Annotated in this window: 14 protein-coding genes; 11 read left to right on the top strand and 3 right to left on the bottom strand. The window is 36.1% G+C overall.

The window, feature by feature from the left end:
• Window positions 1-62: 62 nt before the first annotated feature.
• The gene (locus QM491_RS13220; RefSeq protein ID WP_283327962.1) at window positions 63-869 is read right to left on the bottom strand and encodes a crotonase/enoyl-CoA hydratase family protein; all 807 of its coding nucleotides are present in this window, start codon (window positions 867-869) and stop codon (window positions 63-65) included.
• 248 nt (window positions 870-1117) lie between these two features.
• Here QM491_RS13220 and sucD point away from each other — a divergent pair, with 248 nt between their 5' ends.
• From sucD to porN, 8 genes are all read left to right on the top strand, one after another.
• Window positions 1118-1996 (top strand): succinate--CoA ligase subunit alpha, encoded by an 879-nt coding sequence (sucD, locus tag QM491_RS13215; RefSeq protein WP_283327961.1) that lies wholly within the window; start codon window positions 1118-1120, stop codon window positions 1994-1996.
• A 141-nt stretch (window positions 1997-2137) separates the two neighbouring features.
• A complete protein-coding gene (locus QM491_RS13210; RefSeq protein WP_283327960.1) occupies window positions 2138-3301 on the top strand; it encodes a DUF4271 domain-containing protein in 1164 nt (387 codons plus the stop codon).
• A gap of 46 nt (window positions 3302-3347) precedes the next feature.
• Entirely contained in the window at window positions 3348-4133 is a 786-nt protein-coding gene (locus QM491_RS13205; protein WP_283327959.1) for a uroporphyrinogen-III synthase, read from the top strand.
• 321 nt (window positions 4134-4454) lie between these two features.
• Complete coding sequence (locus QM491_RS13200; protein ID WP_283327958.1) at window positions 4455-5429, top strand: PorP/SprF family type IX secretion system membrane protein; 975 nt, start codon at window positions 4455-4457, stop codon at window positions 5427-5429.
• A 329-nt stretch (window positions 5430-5758) separates the two neighbouring features.
• The gene (porK, locus tag QM491_RS13195) at window positions 5759-6907 is read left to right on the top strand and encodes a T9SS ring complex lipoprotein PorK/GldK (RefSeq protein WP_283327957.1); all 1149 of its coding nucleotides are present in this window, start codon (window positions 5759-5761) and stop codon (window positions 6905-6907) included.
• A gap of 219 nt (window positions 6908-7126) precedes the next feature.
• Window positions 7127-7924, top strand: coding sequence for a type IX secretion system motor protein PorL/GldL (porL, locus tag QM491_RS13190; protein ID WP_283327956.1), 798 nt, complete (start codon window positions 7127-7129; stop codon window positions 7922-7924).
• 93 nt (window positions 7925-8017) lie between these two features.
• Window positions 8018-9604, top strand: coding sequence for a type IX secretion system motor protein PorM/GldM (porM, locus tag QM491_RS13185; RefSeq protein WP_283327955.1), 1587 nt, complete (start codon window positions 8018-8020; stop codon window positions 9602-9604).
• Window positions 9605-9741: 137 nt separating this feature from the next.
• A complete protein-coding gene (gene porN / locus QM491_RS13180) occupies window positions 9742-10653 on the top strand; it encodes a type IX secretion system ring subunit PorN/GldN (RefSeq protein WP_283327954.1) in 912 nt (303 codons plus the stop codon).
• 61 nt (window positions 10654-10714) lie between these two features.
• Here the strand turns inward: porN and uvrC are convergent, their stop codons facing one another.
• The gene (gene uvrC, locus QM491_RS13175; RefSeq protein ID WP_283327953.1) at window positions 10715-12526 is read right to left on the bottom strand and encodes an excinuclease ABC subunit UvrC; all 1812 of its coding nucleotides are present in this window, start codon (window positions 12524-12526) and stop codon (window positions 10715-10717) included.
• A gap of 281 nt (window positions 12527-12807) precedes the next feature.
• On the opposite strand from uvrC, the gene xylA reads away from it, so the two are divergent.
• Window positions 12808-14139, top strand: coding sequence for a xylose isomerase (gene xylA / locus QM491_RS13170; RefSeq protein ID WP_283327952.1), 1332 nt, complete (start codon window positions 12808-12810; stop codon window positions 14137-14139).
• Between the two features lie 258 nt (window positions 14140-14397).
• On the top strand, window positions 14398-15558 hold the full coding sequence (locus tag QM491_RS13165) for a hypothetical protein (RefSeq protein WP_283327951.1): 1161 nt from the start codon (window positions 14398-14400) through the stop codon (window positions 15556-15558).
• Between the two features lie 48 nt (window positions 15559-15606).
• Here QM491_RS13165 and QM491_RS13160 read toward each other — a convergent pair whose 3' ends face one another.
• Window positions 15607-16623 carry a GntR family transcriptional regulator gene (locus QM491_RS13160; RefSeq protein WP_283327950.1) on the bottom strand — a complete coding sequence of 339 codons (1017 nt, stop codon included), beginning with the start codon at window positions 16621-16623 and terminating at the stop codon, window positions 15607-15609.
• 445 nt (window positions 16624-17068) lie between these two features.
• Here QM491_RS13160 and QM491_RS13155 point away from each other — a divergent pair, with 445 nt between their 5' ends.
• Complete coding sequence (locus tag QM491_RS13155; RefSeq protein ID WP_283327949.1) at window positions 17069-20329, top strand: SusC/RagA family TonB-linked outer membrane protein; 3261 nt, start codon at window positions 17069-17071, stop codon at window positions 20327-20329.
• The last annotated feature ends 18 nt before the right edge of the window (window positions 20330-20347 follow it).

Below are 20347 nucleotides of genomic sequence, written 5' to 3'. Positions count from 1 at the left end.
AACCGTAAGCTACGACGACATTTTTACAAAAATACAATCTATAATATTATCAATCGGTAAATTTAATCTTCAAATTTTGCGCTACGTTTTTGAGTTTGCGCCAAAAATGCCTCTTGCAAGTCATTGGACAATAGCATCGCTGCGTTCCAAGTAGCCATATATTCAAGGCTGTTTTTGGTCGAATGCTCCAAACTGTAGTTCAGAATATGTTTAGTTCCTCTAATAGCTACAGGCGATTTGGAAGCAATTTGTGTGGCAATTTCCCATACATATTTATCAAGTTCTTCTCTCGACTCGAATGCTTTATTAACGAGCCCTATTTGTTGAGCTTCTATACCCGAAACCGCCCTGCCAGTAAAAGCTAGCTCCCTAGCTATACTAGGATTTATGAGTTTGGGTAAACGCTGTAAAGTACCAAGATCAGCTACCATACCCATGTCAATTTCTTTTATCATAAAATAAGCGTCATTGGTACAATAGCGCATATCTGCCGCACAAATCAAGTCTACACCTGCGCCAATACACCCGCCATGAATAGCCACCAAAACAGGTTTTGTACAATTTTCGATGGCATTGATAGGTGTTTGTAGGTCGAGTATTTGTTTACGAAGCTTTTCTCTTCTTTTACCCTCGCAAGATATGGTATTTTGTGTGATTGACATCAATAATGACAAATCAATTCCCGCACAGAAATGTTTACTATCTCCTCCCGAAACAATCACTACACGGATGGTATCATCGTCATTGATTTGCTCAAAAATCAACTCTAATTCCTCCCACGATTTAGTATCTAACGCATTAGCCTTGTGGGGTCTATTGATGGTGATTTGGGCAATATGGTTTTGTATGCTGAACAGAAGTGTTTCCATGTTAAAAATAGTTTAGCCTAATATTGAAAGATTAAGATAAGAATTCTTTTGTTACAGAATGAATCTATAAAAATTTAGCAGAATTTAATTGAATATTAAAGTCTTGTATTTCAAATTGTTGTAATATTGCCCCCGAATAAAAATGAGCTAAATAATAATTACTTTTTGCTCTTTGGCATTCACCTTTTACCTTTACGAAACTTTTCTTAATAATAGGAATTTTCAATAACAGATAACGACACGAAAAAATGAGTGTACTTGTTAACAAAAACTCTAGAATAATTGTACAAGGCTTTACGGGCTCGGAAGGTACTTTCCATGCTCAGCAGATGATAGAATACGGCTCGAACGTCGTAGGTGGTGTTACTCCAGGAAAAGGTGGTACTACTCACCTTGACCGTCCGGTTTTCAATACTGTATTGGAGGCTGTTCAACAAGTAGGTGCTGACACTTCGATTATTTTTGTTCCGCCTGCATTTGCTGCAGATGCTATCATGGAATCAGCTGACGCAGGTATCAAAGTGATTATTTGTATCACTGAAGGTATTCCTACAAAGGACATGATCTACGCTAAAGAATACATCAAAGGCAAAGAAACTCGTTTGATTGGCCCTAACTGTCCAGGCGTAATGACTGCTGGAGAATGTAAGGTAGGTATCATGCCTGCATTTATTTTCTCTAAAGGTAAAATTGGTATCGTTTCAAAATCAGGTACTTTAACTTACGAAGCAGTAGATCAATTAACAAAAGCTGGCTTAGGTCAGACTACAGCTATCGGTATTGGTGGTGACCCAATCATTGGTACTACTACTAAAGAAGCTGTTGAGTTGTTGATGAATGACCCTGAAACTGAAGGTATCGTAATGATCGGTGAAATCGGTGGAGGAATGGAAGCTGAAGCTGCTCGTTGGATCAAAGAAACTGGTAACCAAAAACCAGTTGTTGGTTTCATCGCAGGTCAAACTGCTCCAAAAGGTCGTCGTATGGGTCACGCTGGTGCTATCATCGGTGGCGCTGACGATACTGCTGCTGCTAAAATGGCTATCATGGAAGAGTGTGGTATCCATGTAGTACACTCACCAGCTGACATTGGTGAAACCATGTTGAAGGCTTTAGGTTTGAAATAATTGTGAGTCGGTAGTTGGCTTTTGCTGATAGGTGATGTAATTTTGTAAAAATATTACACGGTATTGCAACAAGTTAACGATTCATATTATCAAAATACGGCAAAACCTGACAAATCGATATTTGTCAGGTTTTTGTGCTTCATGCCATTACAAGCATTCTTAGTTGGAATGCTCTTGTATTGCACAGTGTCGTCTTCGTTGGCAGGAAATGTGGGTCCAAACAGCGCCTATTATTTGGTATATGACTACCATGATGATTGGCAGGTATTTGACGAACAATATAAAGCCTATGTTCCTTACATTCGTAACGAACATAAAGATTACAACTCCTTCAGCTTATTTTTTGATTCGGAAAATTACCGAGGGTATAAGTTGTTATACTTTTCAAGTAAAGAAAACTACCTTTTTATCAACGCTTCTTTACAGCGCAAACTCCCAGTAGATCAGTGGGTGGTAATGGATGTAGATAGTTTGAAAGAGAAATATGGTAAGACTAAAGTATTTTTGACTTTCTATGGCAACAATACTAGCGTTGAAGCTATCTCTGTATTAGTAGGAAATAAGGTTTCGAAGGTAGAAAAGAGTATCCAAATCTCCGATTCTTTGCTGACAGTAATTCCTAGAGAGCTGACACCTTTTCAAGATTATTTGATACTAAGTATTTTATTTTTGGCAATATGCTATGCGTTTTTGTATAATATACAGCCAAAGGCATTTGACCGATATTTTAGTATTAGGGATTTACTTACCATTAATCTTCGAGAAGATTCCTTAGTGATAAATAAACCATTTGATTTGGCTAATTTATTATTTGTCCTTAATCTAAGCTTTACGTTATCGTTTATTATCATGTTAGTGCAAAATGAGGAAACCGATTTGTTTTCAGTAAGCACAATTTTGATGGATAGCGAAAGTTTAATGGGTTTGTTTACCAACTTTATAGAATTAGGGGTAGTTGTATTTTTTATTTTGATTGGAAAATACATGGCACTGGCTATTTTGACCAACCTTTATAGATTAGAGAACATTACCAATATTCACTTTTTTAAAGTTATTCAGGCTTCAAGTATATTTTTCTTATTGTTGGCAATAGGGTTGAGTTTTTGCTCAGTATCGTATCCCGACGTACTTCGAAATGCTCAAGAAATCCTGTTTGTACCTATTTCATTCTTTTTTATCGTAAGATTAATATTGATTTACTTTACGATAAATAAGCTGACACCGTTAAAAAATCTGTATTTATTTTCGTATCTTTGCATCGTTGAATTAATCCCCTTGATAGTAGGGATACGATTTGCCATATAATAGGCCTCAACATTTATCACCACATTAAAGTTTAACTGCATTGAGCATGAGCGAAACAACAGTAAACGCACATCCAGACAGATTAACCAAAGTATCCAGCATTTTAGTGTCACAAGCACGGCCAACTGATGAAAAGTCACCTTATTTTGAGTTGGCAAAAAGATACAATATTAAGGTAGATTTTCGTCCATTTATTGAGATACAAGGCGTTTCATTCAAAGATTTCCGTAAGCAAAAAATCAACATTCTAGACCATACGGCTATTATTTTCACGAGCCGTAATGCTGTAGATCACTTTTTCCGTATCTGCAAAGAAGCACGTATTGAGGTTCCAGCAGATATGAAGTATTTCTGTATTACAGAACAAACAGCTATTTACCTTCAGAAATATATTGTTATTCGTAAACGTAAAATTTTCTCAGGGCAAAAGACAGCAGCAGATTTATTAGAGTTGATTAAGAAGCACAAAAGTGAGAAGTTTTTATTTCCTTGCTCAGACAAACGTCGCAACGATATTCCTGAGTTTATGGGTACAAACGATTTGCATTTGACTGAAGCTGTGATGTACGAAACAGGATCATCAGACTTATCTGATTTGGAAGATGTATACTATGACATTTTAGCTTTCTTTAGTCCATCTGGAATAAAATCTTTGTTTGATAACTTCCCAGATTTTCAGCAAAACAAAACTCGTATCGCAGCATTTGGACCTACTACGGCCAAAGCTGTTACGGACGCTGGATTGATTTTGGATATTCAAGCTCCACTTCCTAATGCCCCTTCTATGTCGGGTGCACTGGAATTATACATCAAAAAAGTAAACGGCTTGTAGAAAAGTTTACTATTGAATCAACGAGGTCAGATTTGTTATGCAAGTCTGACCTCTTTTTGTTTTACCTACAACAAAAGCACTAGTTCAACCGTTTATATCTCGTGATTATGCGTAGTTAAAATTTTCCCGTAAAATCTGAAACGATTTTTGTAATAATCCTGTCTCTGAAAACAGAAATTGTAGTGAATATTTGGAAATTGTTATTAGTTTTGGGAAAGCAGAAGTTTAGGTTATGCTGAACTTCTGCAAAAACTATGTGAACGATTGCCTCTTAATCATTTGAGTACATTGATGTACGAGCATACCTAGTTCAAGAACATTATGCAGAAACAACTATTATTCATTTTGTTAGCCTTTGGATTAATTGGGATTTTCCCTGCAAGCGCACAGCAGGATGCTCAGTTAAGTCAATATATGTTTAACCCTTTATATATCAACCCCGCAGCAGCAGGGCTTGATGGGGTACTTAAATTCCAGCTACACTATCGTAATCAATGGACAGGTTATCAAACTTCGTTAGATGGTTCTGGGTCTTTGGGTACCCAAATCTTTAACGTATCTATGCCCCTCAATGGCCTTAGAAGTGGAGTAGGTTTGTCGTTTGTTAATGATAAAACCCCTTCAGGTGCAGGATATCAGGACTTAAAGCTTGCTTATTCGTTTCAATTGAAATTTTCTGATGCTAGCCTATTATCTTTAGGAGCAAGTGGAGGGTTTCATATCAAAAATTATGATAATAGCTTTCGTCCAAGGGATGAGAACGATCCAATTTTGGACGGATTAACAGGTAGAATCAGTCAAAGTAGACCTGATTTTAGTGTAGGTGCTATCTTTAAAAGCAGTAATTTTCAGATAGGAGCTAGTTTTAATCATGTGAACCAGCCTGAATATAATTTTGGAATTGCAAGTTTGTCAAACAAAGCAGTTCAGACAGTTAATATTCATGGGAATATCAATTATTATTTGAGTGAAGATATAGAAATAGTGCCAACTGCATTATTTAAAACAGACTTTAAATCGCAAGTACTAGAAGGAGGAGCTATATTGAACTACCAAGAAAAATACTGGTTTGGAGGCTCTTATCGCTTGAATGATGCTGGCATTATTATTGCTGGCATTTCATTATTACAAAATAACGCATTACGAATCGGTTATTCGTTAGATTTGACCTCAACGCGAGGAGCATCCGCCAAAGCCCCAACCTCGCATGAAATATTGCTCAGTTATTCGTTACCGGCTCCTAAACTTTTAGCAGGCAAAAAAGCGCCTGTTAGGACTCCAAGATTTAGAAAATAAGGCTCAGTTTCTTCCGAATTAGCGGAGAAGCTTAAAAAACCACAGTTTCTAATCAGATGCTTGTGAATCAAATCTCTATTGTATTAGAGTACTAGGTAAAAAATTATTAACTTTGCTTATCTCAGATAGCATACTAAATTTTTTTTTTACTCGTTTTAAGAAAAATTAACAAAGATAATTTTGCTTTCTGAGTAATTTCTGCCATTCACAATATTTTGGGCAAGAAACTTTTTCTAGTGTACCATTAGTAATAAAATCAATATCACTTACAATTTTGAGAATTATTTACCCGTTTCAAAGCAGGTATCAATCGCAAAAGTAAAATCAATATGAATTACAGTGTAATTTTCAGGAAAACTCTATTATTAATCCTACTAGCTGTTCCTGTACTATTGTTAGATAGTTGTAGTTCTTCATCTGGTAAAAAAGGTGGAAAAACTTCAAGTAGTAAAAGCAAAAGTGGAAAAGGTAGAGAAGTTGCCTCGAAAGGAAAAGGAGGTAAGAAGGGACGTAACAGCAAAAAAGACGACATTGGCATGGTCAATGGTGAAGTTGCTGCTACCGCTCGTAAAGGGTGGAAACAAACTACTCCACTAGGAATGGTACTAATTCCTTCTGGCTCTTACATGATGGGTCAAGCAGATGAAGATATCGTTTCATCATCTGTAAACTTCAACAAGCGTGTGTCTGTTGCACAATTTTTCTTGGATGATACAGAAATCAGTAACAATGAGTATCGTCAGTTTACAACTGCTATGTTGACAGACTCTATTTCTGTATTAGGCGAAGAGAAAATTATGTCAGAGTATTATCCTGATACAACTGTATGGAGTAAGGACTTTACTTATCACAATGGAGACCCTATGACAGAGTACTACTTCTCAAGCCCAGCATTTGACCTTTATCCTGTGGTAGGTGTAAGCTGGAGAGCTGCTAAGTATTTCTGCGAATGGCGTACAAAAGCACTAAATGATTATCGTACTGCTGAAGGCATGTATATTTCCCCTCGTTATAGACTTCCTTCTGAAGCAGAGTGGGAATGGGCTGCACGTGGCGGAAAAGCTTCAGCTAAATATCCTTGGGGTAACCCTTATGTAGCAAATGGAAAGGGTTGTTTGTTAGCTAACTTCAAGCCACATAGAGGTAATTATGATTCGGATGGATATGCTTATACAGCACCTGTAAATGCTTATAACCCTAATGATTATGGCTTGTACAACATGGCAGGTAACGTAGCAGAATGGTGTATTGATGCTTATTCTGATAACGCTGTAGCTATTACTTGGGATTTGAACACATTGAACGATGATAAAGATGAGCCACGTAAAGTAATTAGAGGTGGTTCATGGAAAGACGTTGCCTATTATCTTGAGACAGGTACTCGCTCTTATGAGTATGAAGATAAAAAACGTTCTTACATCGGCTTCCGTTGTGCTATGACGCACTTGGGTCGTTCGTCAGGAAAAGAATTTAGATAGAATATTTTCAAAAGGTAATCAGTTGTTTGGGCAAAGTGTGCATCAACAACTGATTACCTTTTACTTTGAAATAAAGCGTAAAGTAATATTGAAAAAAAACTACTTTTTAATCATTTTAGATTTAAGTAATACGAAAAAGACTTAGGTTTTTTTCAATTTTTAAAAACAAAACTCGAAACTGTACATTTTAAATTCCACTTTTAATCATTTTCAGATCAAATGAAGGGCTTAGAAAAAATTATTAACGTTATCGCCAGTGCTGGTGCCGCAGTAGTTATTGTTGGAGCATTGTTTAAAATCTTACACTTAGAAGGAGCCAATCAAATGCTAATGGTAGGTATGCTAACAGAGGCTGCTATCTTTATCCTTTTTGCCATCCTTTATGCTACGGCTAAGCCTGAAAGAGAATACGAATGGGAAAGAGTTTACCCTGAATTATCAAAAGATTTCCAAGGAGAATTACCAAAATCATCTTCTCGTGGTTCATTTACTGGAGGTTCTGGTTTGACTGCTAAAATGGATGAAGCATTAGCAAACGCAAAGGTTTCTCCTGAGGTGTTCGATAACTTAGGTAAAAGTCTTAAATCATTGACTGAATCTGTTTCAAAAATTGGCGAAATATCAGATGCAACTATTGCAACTACTGAATACGCTAAAAATGTAAAAGCTGCTTCTGCTTCAGTTAGCGAAATGAACAAAGCGTATGGCATTACATTAAATGCCGTTTCAGAATTGTCTACAGCTACACAAGATGCAAAAGACTACCGTGCTCAGTTCCAAAAAATCACACAAAGTATGTCTGCTCTTAATGCAGTATATGAATTGGAATTACAAGATACTAACAAGCATTTGAAGGCGATGAATACTTTCTATGGCAATCTTACTTCTGCTATGGAAAATATGTCTGATGCTAGCAAGGATACTCAACAGTTTAAGCAAGAGCTTGCTAAATTGACTAACAACCTAACTTCTTTGAACAATGTTTATGGAAGTATGTTGTCAGCTATGAAAGGCTAATAATCTGTAGCTGATTGTAATGTCAAAGAGATAGAAACGAAAGTTTCGAAAGTAGTCATTCTTAAATGTTAAAATCCTCAAGTATAATATACGATGGCAGGTTTAAAAGAAACGCCCAGACAGAAGATGATTGGGATGATGTATTTGGTGCTAACAGCCTTGCTTGCTTTGCAAGTAAGTGATGCCCTCTTACAGAAATTTGTGCTATTAAATAACAGCTTGGAAACGGCTAACCAGTCGGCAGCTGAGAAAAATAAAGGAACAATCCAAGGTATTGATTCAAAAATTAAGGAGTTACCAAACCCTGGTGCTTATGCAGATATTTCACGCAAAGCTGCTGAAGTACATAAGATTGCTGAGGCTGTAATTTCTCAAATTGAGGAAGCAAAAGCTAAAGTAATTGAGTCGGGTGGTGGTATTGACCCTGAAACTGGTCAAATCAAAAACCCTAAAGAAGAAGAAAAAGTGTATCAAATAATGGTAGGTTCTGGTAAAAAAGGCATTGCTTACCTATTAGCTTCTTCAATGGAAGATTATGTTAGCAAGCTTTCTGCTATTGCTGATAAAGGCACTGTATTTCCTGCTTTAGCTTTAGGTGCTAAGGATGATCCTATTGCATCGAGAGATGCAAATCAAAGAAATAAAGACTTTGCAGAATTAAATTTTGCTCAAACACCAGTACCTGCGGCTTTGGCAACATTGAGCCAAAAGCAAGCTGAAGTTAGACGTTATGAAAGTGAAGTTCTAGGTCAATTAGCTGCTAAAGTAGGGGCAAAAGAAGTGAAATTTGACAAAGTATTTGCTCAAGTTTCTGCTAATGCTAATACTGTTGTTGCTGGTATGGACTATGAAGCTGAGGTATTTATTGCAGCTACTTCAAGTGGTTTTACACCACGCATGAGCTTGAACGGTTCGGCACTTCCAGTGAAAGATGGTCGTGGTCAAATTAAGTTCAAAACGGCTGGTGGCGAATATGACAAAAATGGTTTAGCTCGTAAGTCATATACTGCTTCGGTATCATATATGAGTCCAACAGGTGCTAAAACAGAATCAATTACAAAAGAATATTTTGTATTGAAACCAACCTATAACATCGAAACAGCAACATTACCTGCCTTATATTTGGGTTGTGCAAACCGTTTGAGTGTTGTAAGCCCAGGTTTGGGTGCTTTATGGAATCCATCTTTTTCTGCTGATGGTGGTGAAACAATTGCTGGAGAGCGCGGTAAAGTTACCATCGTTCCAAGTGCCGCCACTGTTACTTTGAATGTAACAAACGGTGGAACGTTGTTGGGTAAAGAAACTTTCCGCGTAAGACGTGTACCAAGACCAGAAGTTAAAATCTATGGTAATGGTGGTGAAATTGATGAAAAACGTGGCGCTAGCGCAAGTGGTCTTCGTACAATCGAGGCTCGTGCCCTTGCTGATGAATCATTTAAAGCAACTAACCCTGAAGATGCTCAGTTCCGTGTATCTGAAATCTATGTAGCATTAGCTCGTGGAACGAAGAAAGTAGGAGAGGTTACAGGTAGTGGTTCTGTAAATGTTTCTAGTTTGGCATCACAAGCACAAGCAGGCGATAGATATTATATTGAAGTAAGAGGAGTACAACGTAGAAACTTTAAGGGAGCTGTAGAAAATATCCCTTATAACATGCCGAAGGTACTTCCATTGAACTAATTGCAGAATAAAATATTAGTTTGATTTCAATAAATATTGATAATCTGTCGTTTAGAATTCGAGGTTTATTGGTAAAAGCCAACCCTCTTTCCTGAAATTTGGTTGGTAATTGTAAAACTAATAGCGACTTAACTCAAATGAAGAATTTAGTAAAATACGCAAGTGTAGCCCTTATAACATTGGCAACTTGCTCGTTGGCAACAGCGCAAGAAAAAGATAACAACGGAAAAAATCCAGATTCTGTTCGTCCAATTGATGATTCAAATATCATGTGGAAGCGACGTTTGTGGAGAAGAATGGATTTGAATGAAAAACAAAATCAGCCGTTTTTCTCTAAAAATAACGAAATCACTAAATACTTGGTTGAATGGGTTCAGAGTGGTGTTTTACAACCATATAAAGACGATTCTTTGAAAAGAAAACTTTCAAAAGAGGAGTTTATGAAGAATCTCGAAATCGACGAAGATTTTAACGATGGAGCCCTTTCTGCTGAAGAAAAAGCTGCTGGTTTTGGTAACGAATCAGCTGCAACTTCAGGTGGTGGTGCAGACGATGGTTGGGGTGACCCTAAGCCAAAAGCTGGTGATAACAAAGTAGCTGGCTCAAAACCAGCACCTGTTGTAGCTACTAATGGAAACTACCGTTTTCCAAGAGAATTGACTATTCTTGAAATCAAAGAAGATGCAGTTTTTGACAAACAACGCTCAAGATTGTATTTTGATATCCAAGCAATTACAATCATTATTCCTGCAAGCAAAACTGCTGCTGGTTTTGATAAAACTGTGGCGTCGTTTCGTTATAAAGACTTAGATAAATTATTCCGTAGTAATCCAAATTGTATCTACTACAACACGCAAAACGAAGCTCAGCATAAAAATATGGCAGATGCTTTTGATTTACGTTTGTTTAGTGCTCGCCCAATTAAGTTCGGTAACCCAGAGGATAAAGACTTGGTTCAGATGTATGGTGGCGATAAAAAAGGATTGGTAATGTCTCAACAGTTAGAATACAAACTAATGGAGATGGAACATAACCTTTGGGAATACTAAAATCAAGTCGTGATATTTTGTAATAAAAAAGGAGATTCGATACGTCGAATCTCCTTTTTTATTATTCATGATTGATGATATTGAGTTGTTCTTTGAGTGATTTAGCTTTGGCTTTGCCCAATAGCGTTTCTAATTCTTCAAGAGGAGCTTCATAAATCTTGCTAACTGTTCCAAAATGTTTTAAGAGTTTGGTTGCTGTTATTTTTCCAATTCCTTCAATATTTTCGAGTTGACTAATAATAAAATTCTTACTGCGTTTGTCTCTGTGTTTGGTAATACCAAAACGGTGAGCTTCGTCCCTTAGTCGCTGTATGAGTTTCAACGACTCCGATTTTTTATCAATATAAAGAGGGATACTGTCCTCTGGAAAATAGATTTCTTCAAGTCTTTTAGCAATGCCAATAATCGGAACTTTTCCGTAAAGATTTAAAGCTTTCAGGGCATCGCACGATGCCGAAAGCTGCCCTTTTCCACCATCTACAATAATTAAATCAGGAAGGTCAGCTTCTTCTTCCAAAAGTCTTGAATAGCGACGTGTTATTACTTCATACATCGTAGCAAAATCGTTTGGCCCTACGACTGTTTTAGGGGTAAAGTGTCGATAATCTTTCTTAGAAGGAATCCCATCTTTAAAACAAACCATGGCAGATACAGGATTTGTACCCTGAATATTGGAGTTATCAAAGCATTCGATATGTCTCGGAAGAGTTTTGATCTGTAAATCATTTTTTAAGGTAAGTAAAACTCGCATTTTACGATCGCCGCCACTTTCTTCAGCAACTTGCCTATCTGCCTTTTCTTTTCTGAAGTATAAAACATTTTTAAGAGACATATCCAAAATTTTTCGCTTATCCCCAATCTGTGGAAGAGTATTTTCGACGCCTTTTAATTCGATAGCCAGTGGAATATTTGTGATAACTTCTTTAGCCTCACTCTGGTATTTATCACGCATTTCCCATACCATCATCGTCAAGATATCTTCATCTAGCTCATCTAATTTCTTTTTTACGTCCCACGTTTGAGTTTGAGTAATAAAGCCATTCGTAATTTTCATGAAATTTAGGAATGCTGTTTGCTCATCAGATACAATTGAAAACACATCAACATCCTTGATATTGGGATTGACAACTGTTGATTTGCTCTGAAATTTATCTAAAACCAAAAGCTTTTCCTTAAACTCTTGAGCTTCTTCAAAAGCAAGTTTTGAGGCTGCTGCGAGCATCATTTCTTCAAAATACCCCTTAGGTAAATTCAAATTGCCTTTAAGGATATGTTTTGCTTGGTCTATTTCAGCGATATATTCTTCCTCCTTTTGTAATCCCTCACACGGACCCTTACAGTTACCTATATGATATTCAAGACAAACCTTAAATTTGCGATTATTTATATTAGAAGGGGTAAGATTGAGGGTGCAAGTTCGGAATTTATAGAGTTGCCCAAACATTTCCAAAATCGCATACATAGCTTTTTGGTTGGCAAATGGGCCAAAAAAAGTCCCCAACTTACGGTCTACCCTTCGTGTGGTAATTACCTTAGGAAAAGGTTCGTTTGTGATACAAATAAAAGGGTACATCTTGTCGTCACGCAACAAGATATTAAACTTGGGCTGGTATTTTTTAATAAGGTTATTTTCCAGAAGTAGGGCATCAAATTCAGTATTCACAATCGTAAATTCGATTTTGCGAATTTGGCTAACAAGTCTTTTGGTTTTTCGGTCGTGCTGGTTTGATTTTACAAAATAGCTACTAACACGATTTTTAAGGTTTTTGGCTTTACCAACATAAATAACAGTTCCTTCGCTATCAAAATATCGATACACACCAGGTTCTTCTGGAACTTTGGCCAATTCGGCCTTGTAATCAAAATCACTCATAGAATTAATTCCTTTGTACAGTAACTAGAACAACAAATCTACTTAAAAAATCAACGATGAAAGAGAAATGTTTGAGAGCTCTTTTCAAAAGTAAACACAACTAAATCCATTCATCCTTAGCAATATATCCATTCGATAAGAATCGAGAATTAAATTGTTTTAAATATTTTTTGATTCAAAGATATAATTGTATTTTCGTGGTAAAATAAAATAACAGAACAGTACAGAACAGTTGGTCGTCTGTTTTGCAAAAAAGCTAACTAAAAAACAATCCCTATAAGATGGCAAACATTACATTGGGCGATAAAGAATATTTCGCTGGTATTGGTAAAATTCAATTTGAAGGTCGTGAGTCAGACAATCCTCTTGCATTCAAATGGTACGATGAAAATCGTGTGATTGCAGGTAAAACGATGAAAGAGCATTTGCGTTTTGCTGTTGCTTATTGGCATACATTCTGTGGACAAGGTGCAGATCCATTTGGTCCAGGAACACAGCAATTTCCTTGGGATATAAAAGCGGGTGCTGTTGACAGAGCAAAAGATAAAATGGATGCAGCTTTTGAATTTTTTACTAAAATCGGTGCTCCATATTACTGTTTTCATGATATTGACTTAGTTGATGAAGGAAACTCAATGAGCGAGTACGAATCAAACCTACAGTCAATCGTTGACTATGCAAAGCAAAAACAAGCAGCTTCTGGTGTAAAGTTATTGTGGGGTACTGCAAACGTGTTCTCTAACCCACGTTATATGAATGGCGCTTCTACAAACCCAGACTTCTCTGTGGTTGCACACGCTGGTACACAGGTGAAAAATGCGATTGACGCTACGATTGCCTTAAATGGTGAAAACTATGTATTCTGGGGTGGTCGTGAAGGTTATATGACCTTATTGAACACAGACATGAAACGTGAATTAGCTCACATGGGACAATTCTTAACAATTGCTCGTGACTATGCTCGTAAAAATGGATTTACTGGTAAATTCTTCATCGAACCTAAACCTTGTGAGCCAACGAAACACCAATATGACTTTGACTCAGCAACTGTAATTGGATTTTTGAAAGAATACGGTTTAGAAAATGATTTCATGTTGAACCTTGAAGTAAACCATGCTACTTTGGCTGGACACACATTCCAACACGAATTACAAGTAGCTGTAGATAATAACATGTTGGGCAGTATGGATGCCAACCGTGGTGACTACCAAAATGGCTGGGATACTGACCAATTCCCTAACAACTTAAATGAATTAACAGAATCAATGCTAATCATTTTAGAAGGAAAAGGGATTACACAAGGAGGTATTAACTTCGATGCTAAAATCCGTCGTAACTCGACTAATTTAGAAGATATTTTCTTTGCACATATTGGTGGTATGGATTCATTTGCAAGAGCTTTGGTAATTGCTGATAATATCTTGACTAAATCACCATACAAAAAAATTCGTTCAGACAGATATGCTTCTTTTGATTCAGGCAAAGGAGCAGAATACGAAGCAGGTAAATTAACATTAGAAGATTTGCGTGATATTGCTTTAGCACACGGTGAGCCAGCTCGTACAAGTGGCAAACAAGAGCTTTTGGAAAATATCATTAACCAATATATCTAAAAGTAAAAGTTCGTATTAACAGAATAATGGATATAAAAAATCCCTCTTACACTTGTGAGAGGGATTTTTTGTTTTATTTATAAAAAGTGAAAATATTTTATTAAAAATAAGAAAAATCATATATTGTGTATAATTTTATACGATTAACATTGAATAGTTATTAGTTGTGAAATATTTTTTACTTGATAAAATCTTAGAATTTTCAATGGTAAAATCTTATATAATTAGAACATCTCATTAAAATTAAAACCTAAAACAATGAAAAAACACTATTTCCTAATTGCTTTAATATTATACTGTCACTATCACCTTTTTGCTCAAAGCGTTTCTTTAGATACTCTTGTTTTGGCTTCTGGAGAAACAAAAATAGGCACACTGAAGGAAAAAGAATGGATGAAAAATCCTTCAAAAATTAAATTTATTACAACCGAGAGCAAACCCCTTGAATACTTTCCGACACAACTTAAAGGGTTTAAAGTTGGAGAATCTGGAGAACAATATGAAACACATACTGTTTCTATGGATTTGAGCATGTTGGGTAATAGTTATACATCTAATGCTGAGTCAATAATCGTAAAAGATACAACGGTATTTTTGTCAGTTTTAGTTGAAGGACAAGCTCGATTGTTATATTACATGGATAATCGCAGAAAGGAGCACTTTTATCTACAATTAAAAGGAGAGGCTAAACCAGAAGAATTGATTGAAAGAAAAGAGTATATTCTGCGAAATGGACAAAGAGTATTGGCAACAAGCAAAGATTACCTAGCGCAATTATCTGTACTTAAGAATTGTAATGAGTTAAATGACTTTTCGGGGGTAAGTTTAACAAAGAGTTCTCTAATAAAAACATTGGTAAAATATAATCAATGTGTCGGAGATGCTACTGTCAAAGTTGTTCGAGAAGACAATGAAGTCTTTGAAGTTTGGGCACAACTTGGTGTAGGTATGGGTTTTCAGAGGCAGTACGACTACAAAAAAACGCCACTAGATTTTAATAATATTCATCCAGTAATTGGTATAGGCTTGGACATGGTAATACCTCGAACAAAAAACAAATTTAGGGTTACTGTTGATGCCAATTATCACTCATTTGACGGAAATAATATTTCGTATCCCTCTGAGTCAAAATACATCAACCTAACATTGGGTCCTAAATATGACCTTCTAAATAATAAGAAAACAAGACTATATGTAACAGCAGGGTATGGAATTTATGTAAAATTATCTAATGCGCAAAAGGACAATAGTTGGGTTCGTCCAATAGATTTGAGTGGAGAATATGGAGGGTTAGGTTTTGTACACAAGAGAGTAGCTGTAGAATTAAAATATGAAAATGTAAATAACGCTTTTAATTGGTTGTATTCAACTCAGTCTGCTTATAATTTCAGTCTTTTACTTAAGTATCGTTTACTTTAATCAATAACAATAAAATGAGGCTATCTTAATTAGAGATAGCCTCATTTATTACAAACTACCACGTACAATAAGTGAACATGGGCTTGCGACTTTTCCTTTTTGTCTATTTCTTACCATTCGCCCCGCTAGTTTTCCCATCTTTTGAAAGTCATTTGAGATTGTGGTAATGCCATCTTCGCCTAAAATTTGTTTGATAGGCGTATCATCATAAGTTAATAGACCAACATCTTCTCCTAATTTTAGTCCTTTTTTATTGACATGATTCATAAAGCGTATGATATCACTTTCAAGAAAAAGGATATAAGCTTGTCCTGCTTCTATACAATCAACTTCGAGATTATCTATGATACGAGAATCTATTCCAAAATCATTTGTGAATCTTTTGAATCCTTTAGTAATACCATTTGGAGTATATTGAAATTGATTTTTACTAAGGAAAAGCGTAATAGCCTTATATTTTTTAAGAAGAGGTAGTGCTTCCTGTAAACCTGAGTAGATATTTTCTTCAAAATTTTGATACAAAACCGCATAGTCATTATCAAATTCATCTATGTCAATATCCAAAACTAAAAGCTTATCTTTTGGTATTTGTCCTACAATATGTGAAACATCCTCATTGAAGTGAGGCATTACAATATAAAAATTGTAGTTTCCAATATTATTGATTAGTACATTTTCAAATACCTTTAAATCATGATAATGAAAAAACAAATTGATAGCTACATTATCACCTAGAGCTTCTTTAAGTGAGTGAAATAGCGTTTCTTTATAGGCATTCATAGCATCGAAAAGGACAAACACGTGCATAGTTGTTTGCACGTCAGTTGACGCTACAAAATATCCCTTTCCATGTTGAGCTGCTACAATTCCACGTTCTCTTAATTCTTCATAAGCCCTAATGATAGTCATACGAGCAACACCCAATGATTGAGTAATTTCATTGATTGTAGGTAGTTGGTCACCACGTTGAAGTGAACCATTCTGAATTTTTTCAATGATATCATCAATGAGTTGTTGGTATTTGGGTTTTTGAGCGTTTGGCTCTATTTGTAAGTATTTGCCCATTTTTAAATAAATGATTCCAGTCCTAGTGCCTAAAATGGATAATAGACCAAGTTAGTCAGGAAATTGCTGATATGAAAATTTTGCTTGGTGGTGCGATTAACTTAAGTAGAATAAGTGCGACAATCGATAAAGCAATTATGTGTGGTAAAACTAATAAGTTTTTTATAAAAAAATGAAGAAATATTTGCATGAAAAAAATATTATATAGAATTTTACTTCATAGAACAGTACAGAACACGATTCGAATTGTCTTTTTTTAATATATAAGTTATCAAAACATCAATTTGAATATTCCTTTATTGTATTTTTCTTATTTTTAAACGGTTGATAAAAAAACTTTTAAAAATTCAATATTTCACGCTTAAAGAAAGGAGGACATCACAAAAAAGTAAGGACACATCACCCTAATCGTTTTCAGTTCATTATTATCCAAAAAACCAATTATATGAAAAACAAATTACTAAATTATTTCAAGCATGTATGTGTCTTGAGTATAATGCTATTGTATGCTGTTTCAACAGTAGCTCAAGACAAAAAAGTAACAGGAAAGGTTGTTGGTGTTGACAACCAAGGTATCCCAGGTGTGAGTATTGTTATCAAAGGCACACGTACGGGTACTACTTCAGATGCTAATGGTAATTTTTCCATCAATTCAAAATCTTCAAATGACGTACTCCAACTGTCAGGTATCGGCTACAAGGCTAAGGAGGTAAATTTAGCAGGTCAAACTTCAATCAATGTTACTTTAGATGAGGACATCGCAGCTTTGGAAGAAGTTGTAGTAACAGGTTACTCAAGTAGTTCAAAGAAAGAAAGTACAGGTTCGGTTGCGACGATTAAGTCTAAAGACTTGGTAATGGTACCTTCTGGAAACGTTGAACAACAATTACAAGGTAGAGCTTCTGGGGTTACGGTAATTTCAAGTGGTCAGCCTGGTGCAGCTAGCTTAGTACGTATCCACGGCTTTGGCTCATTCAGTAATAACAACCCATTGTATGTTGTTGATGGAGTTCCTGTACAGTCTACAGACTTCTTAGCTCCTGGTGACATCGAGAGTACTTCAATCCTTAAGGATGCAGCTGCAGCTTCTATCTATGGAGCAAGAGCAGCAAATGGTGTAATCGTATATACTACAAAGAAAGGTACTAAAAGAGCAAGAAGCCTTGAAGTAACTTATGATGGCTTATATGGCGTAACTGACCCAGGAAAAGGTCAAGCAATGTTGAATCCACAAGAACAAGCAGATTGGACTTGGAACGCAATTCGTAACACTGCAACTGCAAATGGTACAACTCCAGCATATAGTCATCCACAATATGGTACAGGAACGTCAGCTGTACTTCCTGATTACCTGAATGTAGGTGGTCGTTCGGGAGTAATAGGTTCTGTTGATTTGGCTTCTGAAAAATTAAAATACAATATTGATCCGACTGCAGGAGCAATTTACCAAGTCGTTAAAGCAAATAAAGCTGGGACAGACTGGTATGGTGCTATTACAAGAATGGCTCCTATTTCGAGACATAATTTGGGCTTCTCTGGAGGAACAGAAAATGGAAGATATTATTTCGGTTTATCAGCACAAGAACAAGCTGGTATTTTGATTTACAATAAATTTTCAAGATATACTTTTAGAGCAAACTCTGAGTTTGACTTAAGCAAAAAGGTTCGTATCGGAGAAAACTTACAATTTACTTATAAGTCTGTACTAGCACAAGATGGTAATGACTTATTGAACCCTACCAACAGTGGTTTGTCAACAGTAGCGGGTGAAGGTGATATCTTATCTGCGTTCCGTATGTCTCCAATTATTCCTATTTATGATGAGTTTGGTGGATATGCAGGTACTGCAGCAAAAGGATTTAACAACCCAAGAAACCCAGTTGCTTCTCGTGATGGTTCTAAAAATGATAGAAGTTATACAGCAAATGGCTTTGGTAATATCTACTTAGAATATGAGCCAATTACAAACTTAGTATTACGTTCTAGTATTGGTGGACAATATTCTAATGCCTATCAGTATGCTTATTCACGTTTGCAATACGAAAACTCTGAAAACAACGCAAGCTTTGGTTATAATGAGTCATCAGGTTATCAATTTAGCTGGACTTTCACAAATACAATTAACTACCAAAAGCAAATTGGCGATCACAAAATCAAAGCTTTAGTTGGTTATGAAGCATTGAATACTGGTTCAGGTAGAGGTATGTCAGCATCTGGTATTAATCCATTCTCGACAGATATCAATTATATCACAATGACAACAGTTTCTTCAACTGGTAAAGTTGTGAATAGTTATATTAACCCAGGTATTACGTTTGCTTCTGTGTTTGGTCAGTTGGACTATAACTTGAGTGACAAATATTATGTGTCTGGAGTTGTAAGACGTGATGGTTCTTCTCGTTTTGGTATCAATAACCGTTATGGTGTATTCCCTGCGTTCTCAGGAGCTTGGCGTGTATCAAAAGAAGACTTCATGAGAGATCTTCCTTGGATTAGCGATTTGAAAATCAAAGGTGGTTGGGGACAAATGGGTAATTCAAACTCTGTAGATCCAAATAACCAATACAGTCTTTACGCTGCAAACGTAGGTAACTCTTATTATGATATCAACGGTTCAAATACATCGGCAGTTTCTGGTTTCTATAGAAGCCGTATTGGTAACCCAAATGCTAAATGGGAAACAAACACAACTACAAACATTGGTTTTGAAAGTTCATTGTTCAGAGGTAAATGGGATTTAGCAGTTGATTTGTGGAACAGAGAGACTACTGATGCCTTGTTTAATGTGCCACTTCCAGGTGTATTGGGTAACTATGCTGCAGCTCCAGCTGTAAACGTAGGTACACTAAGCAACAAAGGTATTGATATCCAGATTATTAACCGTGGTAATATTATTAAGGATTTGAACTACGAAGTAACAGCTACGGGTTCATTCTTGGATAACAAAATCACTTCATTTGCTCCGAATATTACGTATTTGCCAGGAACTACTTATCGTGGACTAACTCCTGTTCAAAATCAGTTAAATTATCCAATGTCAGCATTCTATGGCTACAAAGTAATTGGTTTGTTTAACTCTACTTCAGAGGTAGCATCTGCACCAAAACAAACAGGAGCTGGCTTAGGTCGTTTCCGTTATGCTGATGTGAATGGAGATGGTATCATTGATGCAAATGACAGAACGTACTTAGGTAGTCCTGTTCCAGTATTTACTGGTGGTATGACAATTAGATTGACTTACAAGGCATTTGACTTCTCAACATTCATGGCAGTGTCTTTAGGCAATAAAATCGCTAACGTAAGTAAATGGTATACAGATTTCTACCCTTCATTTACTGGTGCTGCTGTTAGTGCTCGTGTTAAAAACTCTTGGACGCCAACTAATACAAATACAGATCAGCCAATTTTTGAAGGTGAATCTGGATTTAGTACAAATGGAGAGTTTAACTCATTCTATGTAGAGAATGGAAATTATTTAAGAATGCAGAATATGTCTTTAGGCTATACAATTCCTAAGAATGTATTGACAAAAATTGGTTTGAAGAGTGCTAGAGTTAGTGCTTCTGCCAGCAATATCTTCACAATTACAAGCTACAAAGGCTTAGACCCAAGTGTAGGTGGTGCAGCGGATACAAACTTTGGTATTGACATTGGTAACGTACCTATCACTAGAAGTTACAACTTGGCTCTTAGCTTAAGCTTCTAGTACTTAAAAGTACTGATT

The organism is Flectobacillus longus, from assembly GCF_030056705.1.
In the GTDB taxonomy this organism is placed as follows: Bacteria; Bacteroidota; Bacteroidia; order Cytophagales; family Spirosomataceae; genus Flectobacillus; species Flectobacillus longus.
The sequence above is the reverse complement of the archived record's forward strand: the minus strand, read 5'-3'. Positions and strand labels throughout refer to the sequence as shown.